The organism is Lysinibacillus sp. CD3-6, from assembly GCF_006351725.2.
Taxonomy (GTDB): domain Bacteria; phylum Bacillota; class Bacilli; order Bacillales_A; family Planococcaceae; genus Lysinibacillus.
In genome coordinates this window covers 2,042,134-2,056,247 of the sequence record NZ_CP085880.1, presented here as the reverse complement: position 1 = coordinate 2,056,247, position 14,114 = coordinate 2,042,134, and the positions used below count along the sequence as shown (strand labels likewise).

Sequence of the window (14,114 nt, the reverse complement as noted above, 5' to 3'; positions counted from 1 at the left end):
GTATAACGAGTCAAAGGTTTTTGTTGCTTTTAGGAAAGAATTTTAACGGAGGTATACTTTTATGAGTCAAAGCACAAATTCAGATGCTTCAATAGTCGCTGGATGGATTAGTTTAATAAGCAATATCGTATTAACAATTTTAAAAATTGTAGTTGGTACGCTCTTCCATAGTCCTGTTCTTCTAGCAGATGGTTATCATAACGCGGGAGATGTGATTGCAAGCGGTGCCGCTTTAACATCAATGCGTATTTCTAAACGCCCTGCCGACGAGGATCATCCATACGGACATGGAAAGGCTGAAGTGATTAGTTCAGCTATTGTAGGAATCATTTTAATAATTGCAGCATTGTATATTGCATATGAATCGATTACAGCATTTTTTCATGAACCAGAAAAAGCCAGTTTAATTGCCTTTTTTACTGCAATCATCTCACTTGTTTGGAAGCTCATTTTATACGTCTATACGATTAAAATTGGCAAAAAAACAAATAGTAAAGGCTTAATTGCCACTGCATATGATCATCTTGCTGATGTGTACGCTTCAATAGCTGCGGTATTAGGTATTGGGCTTGCGCTCGTGGGAGAACTCACTACTATTCATATCCTTACATATGGGGATCCTATTGCTGGTATTATTGTGACAATATTAGTTTTTAAACTTGCATATGGGATGCTCTTAGAAGCGATCGACACTCTTATGGAGAAAAGTGTAAGTCGGGATACATTGGATAATTTCGCATCGTTAATTTTAACGATTCCAGAAGTAAAACGTATAGATCGTTTACGTGCGAGAGAGCACGGCCATTATGTATTGGTAGATCTTCGTGTGAGTGTACCTGGAGGCTTAACAATTCAAGAAGGTCATGATATTATTCGTAAAATAAAGAAAACGATAATGGAAAAGCATCAGAATGTAGAAGAGGTTCTAATTCATCTAAATCCTTGGTACGAGGATGATAAATAAATGTAAAACAACAAAACCTCCGAACTAATCACCGTTAGTTTGGAGGTTCTTTCATGTGCTATAACTTTTCAAAACAGTATTTTAAGCGAAACTTGTCAGCAAAACCATCAAGCCATTTGTTATCCCATGAATACATATTGGTGTCCAAATCGATTGCGTTCGTTCATATGCTAAAGCGAATAGGATACCACTAAAAAAGTTTACAGGCATTACGTTATATGTTGGTATATGAACAATTGTAAAAATGAGTGAGCTCAACAATATAGCACTAGTAAATCCTACACGTGTTCGTAACCAACGATATAAAAACCCTCGATAAAAAATTTCTTCGTAAATTGGTGAAATTATAGCTGCGGAGATAAAGGCTATCAAAATCGTAAAAAACGTAACACTTTGCTGCATTGCCTCTGTTTTGCTGTTTTCTACGGAGATACCTAGAAAACTAGTAAGCACGACAATCAGCACAGCACCCATTAATAAAATAACAGAATAAATCATAATGACTTTCCAATCACCATTTGATTTTAGCCCTACTTCACCCCATGAAAGTTTTTTAGGGCGTAGTGCAATAAAATAAACACCCAATAGAAGGGTAATGGCTATTGTTAACCCCGTTAATGTCCCCGCATATAGTTCATTATTAAATACTTGAAAATAGAAAGGCTTAACAACAAATTTAATAACACCGATTACAAACACAAATTCAAGTAAAAGTAATAAAATAAATTCTTTCCATCCCCAATCGTCTTGCTCTTTCCAGTTTAGTTGCATTCTTTCCATCCACAATCCCTCTTTCTCTCTATGTTATAATTTAAGTGTATTAGATGACGTTACGTCACCTGCAACCTTTTTTAGGAGGAAATTAAATGAAAAGATGGACAACTGGCGAGGTATCGAAACAACGGAATATTTCCGTTCGTACACTTCGTTATTACGATCAGATTAATCTCCTAACACCAAGCTTTAAAGATGATAATGGAAGGAGGTACTATTCAGAAGAGGATCTGTTTAAATTAGAAAAAATCATCATTTTAAAATCACTTTCATTGCCACTCGATAATATCCGAGATTTATTAGATAAGCTATCTTACAAACAAATTTTAATTTCGCATCATAATTATTTACAAGAACAACTATCCAAACTTCAAATGAGCATTTCAAATACGTCTTCCTTAATTAATATGATTGATTTGGAAGAATCATTATCTTGGGAACATGTCACAAAACTTGTTCAAAATTCACAAAGCAACGCAAAAAAATGGATAGACTATTTTAAAGATGATGAAAAAGAATTTTTAATAGATGTAATTCCAAACCTTAGTAATAATGATACAACGACACAACAATATATCGCGTTGCTACAACGAATTGAATGGTGTATAAAACATAATATTAAGGCAGAATCAGAAGAAGGATTTCAAATTGGTTCCAAATTAATAGAACTATCAAATGATACTTTTCATGGCGATACGGAATTGATTGAAAAGTTCTGGGAGGTTAGAAAACGTCCCGTCGAGGAAACTGGGCTATACCCGATTTCAGAAGATGTACTTGACTTTGTGGAACGTTGTATTGCTAATATAGAAGCTTGAAATACAACAAAATACAACAATAAAGCTATAGGAGACTCCCCCTATAGCTTTTCAAAAAATAATGCTAATTGCAATGTTGTGATTTTCTCTCTCACATTATGCTGCTAATCCATCAATAAAAGCTTCAATCTCTTGCTGTGTTTTACGATCTTTGCTAACAAATCGGCCAACTTCATTGCCTTTGTCGAAAGCTAAAAAGCTTGGAATACCAAAAACATCTAATTCAACACATAGGTCGATGAATTGATCGCGGTCAATCTTTACAAAATTATATTGACTGTAGTTTTCTTCAATTGTAGGCATAATAGGGTCGATAAATCGACAATCTCCACACCACTCTGCTGAAAAAACAAATATTGTACGCTCACCTTTTTTTAGTTCTTCAAATTGCTCAATTGATTGTAAATTTTCCATGTAAAAATCTCCTTTATAACTGCTGTTTTTCTAATAATAGCTTATTTCCATCAAAGGGTATTTCTAAAACAATCCAAGAAGCAGATGAACAAAGGAGTCTATATTTACTTTTTACATCTCTTTTCCATTACTTGTGCCATTTGTTTCGAGTTTGGCGTTTCTTCATTTTTTAATTGGTCAATAATGTTTATATAATCAGCTTCATTACGGTTTTGACTTAATTTATATGCAGCTTGAATTTCGCCAATCTTTATTTTAAATCCGACAATACCTTTCATTTCCTTTTCTAATAATTCAGGGGAAAGGCTTTCCCATAAAATAGGATTCTCTCTATTATTCTCATATTTTTCTAATAGCTTTGTTAAATCTCCGACTAATTCTTCTTTTTCTAAAATAGTTGCGTGTCCATAGATGTGGACAGACTGATAATTCCATGTAGGAACATTTTCCTGTTCATACCATGAAGAAGAAATATACGCATGTGGGCCCTGAAACATAACGAGCACATCTTCACTCGTTTCAAATGTTCTCCACTGTGGGTTACCATATGCCATATGCCCAGTGAGATAACAATCCTCGCCCTTTTTATTGAACATTAAAGGTAAGTGAGTCGCAATCGGCTTCCCTTGTTTTGTTGTTACGAGTGTAGCAAAAGAGTTCATTTGAATAAATTCTTCAATTTCATTAACATCCGTGACTTTATAGTATTTAGGAATATACATATATGCCCTCCTTAATATTTAGATTAGTGTTTTAGTCATAATAATATCCATTTGTTCTTCATCACCCATATAAAATAAGTGTGCTCCAGTTTGAACAAAGCCTAACTTATTATAAAAACGTATTGCCTTCTCATTTTTTTCCCAAACACCTAGCCAGATGCTTTTTTTATTTTGTTCTTCTGCAATTTCTATCGCTTTGTCAATCAGATATTTTCCAAGCCCTTTTCTTTGAAACTTGCTTCTTATATAAATTCTTTCAATTTCGAGAAACTCATCCCCCATTTCTTCTGATTGGGCATCATTTACATTAACTTTTAAATATCCTGCAATTTCTTCATCACACCACATAAAATAAAATTGGGAAGAATGATTGGCCAATTCCTGTTCTAGTTGTGTTGAAGTAAAAGCTCTATCCAAATAGGCTTTCATATTGTCAGCTGAATTTTGATTACTAAATGTATCGTTGAACGTTTCAATACTTATTTCTCGGAGTACTTGTAAATCTTCCAAGTTGCACTTTGTAATTTTTTCTGTCATTTTTACTTCAGCCCCTTTATTTAAATTCAATAATCTCTCTTATTTCCCTTTTTCACATATTCCCAGTCGACTTCTACGTTTTCTCTCACCCTCTTTAGAAGATGAAAAATGGTTTGTGCTTCACTTTCGGAAAACCCTGCTAATGCGACACTATTGGAATAATCATTTTCTCTTTTTATAATTGGAAAGATTGTTTTCCCTTTTTCTGTAGGAAAGAGTTTTTTTATTTTTTTGTTATGGTCATCCTCTTTCTTTTCAATAAAGCCATTCATCTCCAATTTTTTAATAGCCCGAGCTGCTGTAGTTCGATCTACTTTAATCATCTCTGCTAACTTTTCTTGTATAATGCCTGGATTTTCACAAATACGTACAAGATATAAATATTGCCCTTTTGTAAGGTCATATTCTTTAAACTCTATATTACTGATAGAATCTAACGCCCTTGCAATCATGCCTATTTCACGAAGAATTTCCTCCATAAATTATCTCCTCCGTTTTTTATTGCAAATGCAACAAAAAGAATATATATTGAATTTAACCTAAATTTGTTGCAAATGCAAAAAAAAATCAGTGGTAGAGAGGTCGAAAAAATTGAAATATAGTTTATATGTTGTTGGAATTTTACTATTAACCCTTGGTATTTCTTTTACGATTCAATCCGATCTAGGAACTTCTCCGTTTGATGCACTTTTGGTAGGATTGTCTGTCAATGTAGGTCTAACTGTAGGAAGTTGGGAAGTAATTATAGCAATCATAATGATCGGCTGTAATGCAATCATAATTAAACAAAGGCCAGAGTTTTTAGGATTAATTACAGCCTTTATTACAGGGATTGGGATTGATTTATGGCTATTTTTGTTACATAAATTGGTAGCGCCAGAACTATTGTTTAGCAAAACCATTTGCTTTGGAATTGGATTGATCATTATCGGCTTAGGAACTGCAATCTATTTACAAACAAATATTGCACCGATTCCTGTTGATCGATTAACATTAATCATTCAACAATTAACGGGAAAAAGTATTTTTTTTGCCCGAACATCCATTTACCTATTGTTTTTACTATTAGCTATGCTGTTTAATGGACCGATTGGTATTGGCACTCTATTAACCGTTAGCTTAGGTGGTCTAATACTGAATTTCTTTATGCCAATTACACGAAGATTAATAGACAACAATTTAACACCTGCTGCTACATTAAAAAAAGGATAGCGTTAACCTTCACGCTTAACGATAATGTAGAGCATGGAGTTTCATCGCATATTCATTCTAAGTAATTAGGTTTATAAATCACCTATCTGTTAAAATAACGATAAGCATATACCATTTTATGGAGGTGAAGGAATGGAAAAGATTCAGTTTTCCAAAACTGATTATAACGTAACATATCGTTCAGAAAAAATTGTATTTTTACCGAGGGAATATCAGCTCTTTAAATTTTTATATCAAAATCCTTCACGTGTTTTTTCTAGAGAAGAACTATTGAACGCTGTTTGGCCAATGGAAGATCCAGTCGATAGAACTGTAGATGACCATATTTATAGAGTTCGGAAGAAAATACAACCCTTTTCATCTGTTGTAGAAATTGAAACGATTAGAGGACAAGGATATCTTTTGGCAATGAAAGAGGTACAAGACAGTCCATTGTTAAAAGACAACGAGGTATCTGCACAAATTAAAAATCTGTTTCATAAATATCATCGCTACGGACAGGGAGATGCGTTAAAACTTTTGGCAGAAAATCAGAATGTGTTCGGCTTCCAAATTGATTTGCCAGAACTTCTGTATCTTCATTTCATGAAAGGAGATTTCAGTTGGTTTCTTGAAGCGCAAGAAATCGACTTTTGGGAAAAATGCTTTTATTTATTACACATCTATTCATTCGTAGAGTCGGATAAAGAAAAATGCTTTGATTACTTAACTAAAGCTTTATGTGCAGAGGAAATACCAGCGTATCATCGTTTAGAAATGAGGTTGTTAAATCGTCTATCATTATTGATATTCACTAAACAACTAGATCAAGCTGCTACCCTTCTACATCAATCTAAACAGGAGATTTATGAAAAAAACTTGGAAGGTTTCATCCCCTTAATCTTGCTTTTCGAACTATGGCTTTCCTTACTTCAGCAGGACATTTTAGAGATAGAGGAGCGAATGGAAAAAGCAGAAAAAAAGCTTGCAAGTTATCCATATTTAAGAGAAAAAGCAAACTTTTCAATTATTAAAGGCATTTATTGGCTGCTTAAAAAAAATGCCTCGAAAGCTAACGATTTTTTTGATGAAGGGTTTCAGCAACTGCTGGAAGCTAAATTCATACCTGGAGTGTTAATGAATATCAACATAATTTTGTTTTGTTTAGATGAGTTTGGTATGAGTGGCACACTGCAAACTTACTTTAAAGAATTAAAGGAAAAATATATTCAAGAATACAAATTAATTGAATTACATAGTAAAATCGAACATCAGTTACACCACCATTTAAAATAATTGCTCGACTTTTATTTCCTCTGATATTCCTCTGATAATTGCTCGTTATGCTTGTAATTAGCACTAACGTGGAGGGATTATTTATGAATAAGGAACTATCAATATGGCGCAATGGCAATTTTATTAAATTTTTTTCTGCTAATACATTAGCCAATTTAGGCAACTGGTTTGATTTTGTGGGCGTACTTATTTTATTCAGGTATACATGGCACGCTGACCCGATGATGATTGCGCTAATTCCTATTATGTATGCCATTCCAAGTATATTATTAGGACAATTTGCAGGTGTATTTGCAGACCGAAGAAACAAACGGAAAATACTTATTTATTCTGACTGGTTTCGTGCAGCGTTAACTTTGTTGCTTGTCTTTACGCCAACACCTTGGCTAGCGTTGCCCATCTTATTTTTACGTAACACTGCTGGTGTGATAAGTCTTCCTGCACAGCAAGGATTAATGAGAAGTATTGTGGATGAAAAAAATATTATGCAAGCCATTACCATTAATGGCAGTCTGTTTCAGTTAGTAAAGGTCATTGGCCCACTTATAGGTGGGTCAGTAGCTGGAATTTTTTCTCCTAATATATCCATTGCCATAAATGCGATAGCTTTCACTATTTCTGGCATACTGCTTACACGAATTAAAGTCCAAGAAATCGAATCTAATATGAAAATAGCAGATACACAATCTGGGTTTCTTCGTGCTTGGCAAGATGGGTGGCAAATTGTTTTAAAAAGCAAAGTTCTTTTAGCGAGTATAATATTCGGGATATTTAGCACCTTAACAATCCAAATGATTGACGCACAAATTGTTACATTGTTTAGTGAGGTATTCCCCAGCAAGCCAGCGTTTACTGGCTGGGCAATTTCTGCTATCGGCATTGGTTCCCTTCTTGTAGTCATCCTTCTAACCAAGTTTAAAAAAATCTCTAAATATGGTTGGTTTTTTGGTGTGGGAAGTCTTCTAATTGGTTTAATGACTGGAGGGTTCGGATTCCTATTACAATACAATTTCATTGCACTTGCTATTATTCTCTCGATTGTTGGTGGAGTCGGCAACGGGTTAATGTTTACAGCCATAAATTATCTCATTCAAACAGAACCCCCTAAGGAAGCGATAGGAAGAGTTACGGGAATAATCGATTCCTTAATGAGTATCCTTTTTATTGCAGGCCCTCTTCTTGGCGGGCTACTCATTACACAATTAGGGATATTAACTGCCTTTAAAACAATCGGACTTGGACTAACCATTATTGGTATAACAGGTATATTGCTGCAGCGCCTCATCTGGAAGCAGCCCAAACTGGCAAACATACAAATGAATGTTAATGAGGGAAATGAATCTTGTTAAAGGTGGGTAGGATTAATAAACACCTTTTTCTCCCTCCACGTAACTATTAAAATTTCAACATCCCTCCTTTAAAGAAGGGATGTTCTTGTATATGAAAAGTTTTAAAACAATGCAAAGTAATACTTTGTTATAGCTCAATATTTACAATTAAATAAACTAATTATAAAAATAGGCACAATAAGGATGAATTTTTTTGTTCAAGCTTTTATAATAGAGTGAGTGAAGACAAAGAGGTGAACGATTTGTTAGATGGTTGGTTTTTATGGTTTATTTTATTTTGGGTAGTCGTCCTTATCTCGCTAATGGCTATTGGCGGATTTTTCATGTTCCGTAAATTTTTAAAAGCATTACCAAAACAGGATGGGAAATCGGATTTAGATTGGCAGGAATTTTATTTAGATAAAACGATTCATTTATGGGGACAACCTGAGAAGGAACTTCTTTATGAGCTTGTGAGCCCCGTGCCTGAGTTATTTAGACAAGTTGCTAAAGAAAAAATTGCAGGTAAAATTGGGGAACTCGCTTTAGAAGAGAAAGCTAAAGCTATTGATAATGACTTAATTATTCGTGGCTATATACAAGCTACACCTAAACGTGACCATAAGTTTTTACGCAAAAAATTAGATCAATTGCAAATTGATGTATCTCCGTACGAGCATCTGTTTGAATAAAAGAGAAAAAGTGTTAGATTGACTTTAATCAATCTAACACTTTTTTGCTATGGCGTTTGTTGACCTAAGGCCTATCGGCGATTCGCGGACTTTTATCGGCGATTTCTAATGTCTTACCGGCGTTTCTCACACCTTTACCGGCGATTTCGCTAGGTTTATCCCTAGTCTATTGATAAATACATTATTTAAATAAATGATCTAGCGCTTGATAGTCTTGTTGGTAGCGCCCACCGTCTGCTACTTCTGCATGATACAACGCTTTTAATGCGTAATTTTTTTGCAAATCCATATCTGCCATTAACTCTTTTAGTCGATCATGTAATTCACGGTTGTCTTTCACTAGCTGCTGCATCTGTGGTTTAAAATATTTCATGTAATAAACTCCTCATTTTTTAACATGCTTCCTAGTATACCACGAATATGCTTTAACATAAAAAAACTACAACAGCACAAGTGCTAGTGTAGTCTTTTCATTACATACTTTTAAGCGGAATTGTTTTTTTGACCTTTTTAAATTGAATAAGCATCGCAATTCGCCATGGAACTAACATAGCAAATGCTAATATCCAAAACATGCCTGCTAACTCGCCGACATCGATTGAGCTACTTAATATCATTTTCGCCACAATACGGAATATTAACAGTCCAACTAAAATAAATACAAACGCTTTTGAACGTTTTAAATAAATATCCTGACCTTTTACTTCAAATTTAGAAGTAGCAATTAAGATTGTCGAGAACACTACGCCTACAGCAGCTGCTTCTAAAATTTGCATTGGGGGTACTCGAAATTGCGCAAATAAAAACATTAATGCACCTGAAGACATTGCGATCGGTGGAATAATAATTTTCTTCTCATTTGTAGGTTGTTTGGAAGCTCGCATTCGTACTACCATAACGAAGCTACCCATTATAATGGCCATTATAGTCGAACCTATAACATAATAGTGAGAAGGGATATTGCTTAACATAAAAAATCCTCCTCTGATGTTAAATTAGCAATTTTGACCAACTAATTGGTCTGCTATAGCCCTTAATCTTTCCGGTTCGAAAGGCTTCGTTATAAAATCTTTCGCACCACTTTCAAGCGCTTCTACAATTAATTTTTGTTGACCTAAAGCAGTAATCATCACAATTTTTGCTTTAGGAAATTCTGGGACGATTCTTTTTACAGCCGCAATACCTGTCATTACGGGCATCGTTACATCCATCGTTACAAGATCTGGTTGTAACTCTCGATACAGCTCTACAGCCTCTTTACCATTTACTGCATTGCCGACTACCTCGTAACCCCATTCATTAAACATATTACTGATTGTAACACGCATAAATAGCGTATCATCCACTACTAAAACTGTAGGCACGTATTCATCTCCCTCCACGTTAAAGTACGGTATGCCCTTAAGTTTAGCAGATTAGAAGCCAATAAATCCACCAAAAATAGGCTGTAATAGTCGTGTGATGTATGTTAAACCATCGAAGAATAACAATATCCCAACTGCAATCATTATATAACCGCCGACTTTTACAATTTTTTGACTATGGTTGCGAATCCAACTCATACGTGAAATAAAGAATGATAGCACGAAGAATGGTATTGCAAAGCCTAAATAGTAAGCAAACATATAGCTAAAACCTGAAGAAGGATTTGCTCCAGCTAATGTAATGATAGACATTAATATAGGACCTGTACATGGTGTCCACCCCGCCGCAAATGCAATACCGATTAAAATCGAACCTAAGTAGCCGGATGGTCGATTTTTAAATTGGAATTTTCGATCTTTCATTAAAAAATCAATTTGAAGTAATCCTACAATCATTAACCCAAAGATTACAATTAAAATAGCGCCAACTTGACGTAACAACGTTTGATAATTGAGGAAAAACTCTCTTGCTAAAGATGCGCCAAGACCAATCATTATAAAAATAATTGAAAATCCTAGTAAAAAGAATAGCGTATGCATTATCGCACGCTTTTGCAACATGCCACGTTCAGATTTTAGCTCATCTAATGTCATTCCCGTTATGTATGATAAAAATGCTGGATACAGTGGGAGTGTACATGGTGAAATGAAGCTTAAAAAACCTGCGCCAAACGCTAAAAATACGTTAATATCAGTTTCCATATTTTTCATTCTCTCCTTACAGTTACTGCATCCATCGTACCAAAAAACAATGGAAATTGCGCCCTTTACGCTTGTGAACGTTTCATGACGAATAACTACAAAAAAGCGAAATTTCGATATGTTTTCAAATGTACTTCTGAAGTATGCGCTCGCATCGTTTTTCTGTCAACGAAATTCACTATTACATTAGAGGATAAAACAGTCTTCTATAGTATTTCGTATGTATTTCCTCCTTCCCAGGAACTAACCCCCCCCACTACAAAAAAAGCATTGAGAAATCTATTCTCAATGCCAATGATTAAAACTATTTAATTATTTATGGAATCATCCAAGCTAGAACATTACTTTGTAAAAAAGTAAGTATACAAATAAATAACAGCAACATCACACTATACTTTAGCGCAAAACGCATCAATTCTGATTCTCTACCGACAAGCCCAACCGCCGCTGCTGCTACTGCGATAGACTGTGGGGATATCATTTTCCCCGTCACTCCACCTGATGCATTAGCAGCAAGTGCAAGTACAGGTTCCATGCCAACAGATTCAGCAGTTACTTGCTGTAACTTGGCAAATAGTACATTTGAAGATGTATCAGAACCCGTGATAAATACACCTAGCCAGCCTAGTACTGGTGCGAAGAATGGGAACAATACGCCTGTTTTCGCTAACACTAAAGCTAGTGTAGTCATCATTCCAGCAGTATTTGTGACATAAGCATATGCTACTACACTACAAATCGTAATAAGTGGATACTTAATTTCATTTAATGTTTCAACCAATGTTTTGCCCCATTCGTGCCAAGAAACTTTAAAAATAAATTTCGTAACGATTGCAGCTAAAAATATTGCCGTGCCAGCTGCTCCTAACAGCTCTAGTTTATAAAAAGCAGCTAGTGGTTCCTCTGTAGCGCCATTTAATACTTGATTATGTAAAAGCGGTACTTCTGCTGTAAATGTTACAGCTTGTCCTACTGCATTGATGCCTTTTAAAATGACATTTGTACCGTCATAATTTCCCGTTAAAGCACTTTTGACTACTGGTATTCCCCAACAGGAAATAAAAGCTGTCAAGATAATAAAGGGTGACCAAGATTTTAATATTGTGCCTCCGCTATATGATTTTATTGCCTTTGGATCAGTTGTCGTTTTTAGTTCTGAAGCAAAGCGATAAATCGTTTTAGGCTGCCAAAATTTCATAAAAACAGCTAGTGCAAAGAGCGAAACTAATGCAGATAAAACGTCAGGTAATTCAGGGCCTAAAAAATTCGAACTCAAAAACTGTGTAAGTGAAAATGAGATACCTGACACTAAAATGGCAGGCATTACTTCCCACGCTTTTTTTAAGCCAGTCATGATTAACACTAAAAAGAATGGAATAAATACTGCCAAAAACGGTAGTTGCCTTCCTACCATTTTTGAAATTTCAAATGCGGCGATACCTGTTGGCCCTTCCATTGCAGTAATCGGCACACCGATGGCACCGAATGCAACTGGCGCAGTATTAGCAATTAAACAAAGTCCTGCAGCATACAACGGGTTAAAACCAAGTCCAACTAATAACGCAGCTGATATAGCAACAGGTGCACCAAATCCAGCCGCTCCTTCTAAAAAAGCGCCAAATGAGAATGCTACAAGTAATGCTTGAATACGTCGGTCTTCCGTAATAGATAAGACAGAATGACGAATGATATTAAAATTCCCTGTTTTCACCGTGATATTGTATAAGAAAACAGATGTTATAATAATCCAGCCGATTGGTAATAGTCCATAAACAGCCCCCTGTGTAGCGGACATGATTGCAGTCCCTACTGGCACTTTAAAAGCAATAGTTACCAAAATTAAAGAGACAAGCAATGTCGTTACACCAGCCATATAACCTTTCATTTTTTTAATCGCTAACGCCCAGAAAAAATAAAGAATAGGAATAACTGCGACAATTGCAGACCAAGCTAAACTACCCCCAACAGCTGTAAAATTTTGTGTAAATGTCAAGTTACATACCCCCAAATAAAAATTTCCCGCAAATTAATGACTGAAAACAAACAACAAACCTCACTTTGTTTCATTGCCGAGTTGCAAGCCAAATGGCTTCCTGCTCACACCTACGCATCGTCATAACCTTTGTAGAAACTACAAATGAAAGTTATCCCTTTAGCAACACCTACTAAATATTACAAAACCATATAATTTTTCTAAACCCCCCAAACAATAATAGATTAGGTCATCTGATGATTATATGATAAAATTATATTAACTATATTTTAAAAATTCAATATTTTTTTAAAATTCTTTTAGCTTAATGAATCAAACATTAGCGCATAGTTTACATAAACGGACATTTTAAACGATTCACTTTTAACAGTGAGTAAAATTCGATTCATCATGTATAATAAAATTATTATGTAGAGCAATCGATTGAGATGAATGAGGTGTAGCTCCGTGGAATTAAAGAAAATTAAACAAAAAAAAATATATGAAGAAGTATCAGAAATGCTCTATGAAAAAATTCGAGCTGGTGAACTAAAACCAGGAGATCGTCTTGATTCAGTAGAGCAACTTGCTGAACAATTACAGGTTAGTAGATCTGCCATTCGAGAGGCATTATCCGCCCTAAAAGCGATGGGCTTAATCGAGATCAAACAAGGTTCTGGGACTTTTGTAAAGAGCACTCCTTCCCAAAAGCTTGAGTTCCCATTTTCAACATTAACTTTAACAAATAAAAAAGATATTTCACACTTATTAAAAGTTCGAAAAATTATCGAAGTGGGTGCTGCTGCGAGTGCCGCCATCCATCGAACAGAAGAAGATTTACAAGCAATGCTTCGTATTTTAGATGATATGAAACTTGCACAAGGTGATGGTGAGCTAGGCGAAAAAGCAGACTTCCAATTTCACGCAGCAATTTCTACTGCCTCTCAAAATCCCCTACTGGCAACAATATTGGACCAAATATCTGGATTAATGATTGACACGATGAAAGAAACACGCCGCATTTGGCTATATTCGAAAAAAACAACAAGTGAAAAATTATACGATGAGCATATGCAAATCTATCTTGCTATTAAGCAACAAAACGAAGAACTAGCAAAGCATGCGATGTCTTCACATTTGAGTAACGTCGAAGAAGTTTTAATGCAATACTTTGAAACAAGTTATTAAAATAAATGTAGCTATCTAAACATTCTGGGTAGCTACTATTTTTTTGAAAATTTGAAATTAACACTTTCAACCATCCAAAAGGTTGTAGTATT

General features: G+C 35.0%; 17 protein-coding genes. 7 read left to right on the top strand and 10 right to left on the bottom strand.

All coding sequences use genetic code 11. The features are described from left to right. Window positions 1-61: 61 nt before the first annotated feature. Window positions 62-964 carry a cation diffusion facilitator family transporter gene (locus FH508_RS09900; protein ID WP_172771169.1) on the top strand — a complete coding sequence of 301 codons (903 nt, stop codon included), beginning with the start codon at window positions 62-64 and terminating at the stop codon, window positions 962-964. 81 nt (window positions 965-1,045) lie between these two features. On the opposite strand, the gene FH508_RS09895 is transcribed toward FH508_RS09900, so the two are convergent. Beyond that, entirely contained in the window at window positions 1,046-1,744 is a 699-nt protein-coding gene (locus tag FH508_RS09895) for a CPBP family intramembrane glutamic endopeptidase (protein ID WP_172771168.1), read from the bottom strand. An 86-nt stretch (window positions 1,745-1,830) separates the two neighbouring features. On the opposite strand from FH508_RS09895, the gene FH508_RS09890 reads away from it, so the two are divergent. Next, on the top strand, window positions 1,831-2,556 hold the full coding sequence (locus tag FH508_RS09890; RefSeq protein ID WP_172771167.1) for a MerR family transcriptional regulator: 726 nt from the start codon (window positions 1,831-1,833) through the stop codon (window positions 2,554-2,556). A gap of 96 nt (window positions 2,557-2,652) precedes the next feature. On the opposite strand, the gene FH508_RS09885 is transcribed toward FH508_RS09890, so the two are convergent. The 4 genes from FH508_RS09885 to FH508_RS09870 all read right to left on the bottom strand — a co-directional run bounded on the left by FH508_RS09885 (window position 2,653) and on the right by FH508_RS09870 (window position 4,708). After that, window positions 2,653-2,970, bottom strand: a complete 318-nt coding sequence (locus FH508_RS09885; protein ID WP_172771166.1) for a thioredoxin family protein — start codon at window positions 2,968-2,970, stop codon at window positions 2,653-2,655. Window positions 2,971-3,074: 104 nt separating this feature from the next. Next, a complete protein-coding gene (locus FH508_RS09880) occupies window positions 3,075-3,692 on the bottom strand; it encodes an FMN-binding negative transcriptional regulator (protein ID WP_172771165.1) in 618 nt (205 codons plus the stop codon). 18 nt (window positions 3,693-3,710) lie between these two features. Further along, window positions 3,711-4,229, bottom strand: coding sequence for a spermidine/spermine N(1)-acetyltransferase (locus FH508_RS09875; protein WP_172771164.1), 519 nt, complete (start codon window positions 4,227-4,229; stop codon window positions 3,711-3,713). A gap of 26 nt (window positions 4,230-4,255) precedes the next feature. Beyond that, a complete protein-coding gene (locus FH508_RS09870; protein WP_172771163.1) occupies window positions 4,256-4,708 on the bottom strand; it encodes a MarR family winged helix-turn-helix transcriptional regulator in 453 nt (150 codons plus the stop codon). Window positions 4,709-4,820: 112 nt separating this feature from the next. On the opposite strand from FH508_RS09870, the gene FH508_RS09865 reads away from it, so the two are divergent. The 4 genes from FH508_RS09865 to FH508_RS09850 all read left to right on the top strand — a co-directional run bounded on the left by FH508_RS09865 (window position 4,821) and on the right by FH508_RS09850 (window position 8,736). Then, window positions 4,821-5,441 carry a YczE/YyaS/YitT family protein gene (locus tag FH508_RS09865; protein WP_172771162.1) on the top strand — a complete coding sequence of 207 codons (621 nt, stop codon included), beginning with the start codon at window positions 4,821-4,823 and terminating at the stop codon, window positions 5,439-5,441. A 132-nt stretch (window positions 5,442-5,573) separates the two neighbouring features. Then, entirely contained in the window at window positions 5,574-6,716 is a 1,143-nt protein-coding gene (locus FH508_RS09860) for a winged helix-turn-helix domain-containing protein (protein ID WP_172771161.1), read from the top strand. Window positions 6,717-6,799: 83 nt separating this feature from the next. Further along, complete coding sequence (locus FH508_RS09855; RefSeq protein ID WP_172771160.1) at window positions 6,800-8,065, top strand: MFS transporter; 1,266 nt, start codon at window positions 6,800-6,802, stop codon at window positions 8,063-8,065. 242 nt (window positions 8,066-8,307) lie between these two features. Continuing rightward, entirely contained in the window at window positions 8,308-8,736 is a 429-nt protein-coding gene (locus tag FH508_RS09850; RefSeq protein ID WP_172771918.1) for a DUF2621 domain-containing protein, read from the top strand. 181 nt (window positions 8,737-8,917) lie between these two features. On the opposite strand, the gene FH508_RS09845 is transcribed toward FH508_RS09850, so the two are convergent. The 5 genes from FH508_RS09845 to FH508_RS09825 form a co-directional block, all read right to left on the bottom strand. After that, complete coding sequence (locus FH508_RS09845; RefSeq protein ID WP_172771159.1) at window positions 8,918-9,109, bottom strand: hypothetical protein; 192 nt, start codon at window positions 9,107-9,109, stop codon at window positions 8,918-8,920. Between the two features lie 100 nt (window positions 9,110-9,209). Beyond that, window positions 9,210-9,707 (bottom strand): CcdC family protein, encoded by a 498-nt coding sequence (locus FH508_RS09840; RefSeq protein ID WP_172771158.1) that lies wholly within the window; start codon window positions 9,705-9,707, stop codon window positions 9,210-9,212. 24 nt (window positions 9,708-9,731) lie between these two features. Continuing rightward, the gene (locus tag FH508_RS09835) at window positions 9,732-10,118 is read right to left on the bottom strand and encodes a response regulator (RefSeq protein WP_172771157.1); all 387 of its coding nucleotides are present in this window, start codon (window positions 10,116-10,118) and stop codon (window positions 9,732-9,734) included. A gap of 33 nt (window positions 10,119-10,151) precedes the next feature. Beyond that, window positions 10,152-10,862: a cytochrome c biogenesis CcdA family protein gene (locus tag FH508_RS09830; protein ID WP_172771156.1), complete on the bottom strand. Its 711-nt coding sequence runs from the start codon at window positions 10,860-10,862 to the stop codon at window positions 10,152-10,154. A gap of 316 nt (window positions 10,863-11,178) precedes the next feature. Beyond that, window positions 11,179-12,855 carry an L-lactate permease gene (locus FH508_RS09825; protein ID WP_172771155.1) on the bottom strand — a complete coding sequence of 559 codons (1,677 nt, stop codon included), beginning with the start codon at window positions 12,853-12,855 and terminating at the stop codon, window positions 11,179-11,181. Between the two features lie 447 nt (window positions 12,856-13,302). On the opposite strand from FH508_RS09825, the gene FH508_RS09820 reads away from it, so the two are divergent. Then, a complete protein-coding gene (locus FH508_RS09820; RefSeq protein WP_228134470.1) occupies window positions 13,303-14,022 on the top strand; it encodes a FadR/GntR family transcriptional regulator in 720 nt (239 codons plus the stop codon). Window positions 14,023-14,114 lie beyond the last annotated feature (92 nt).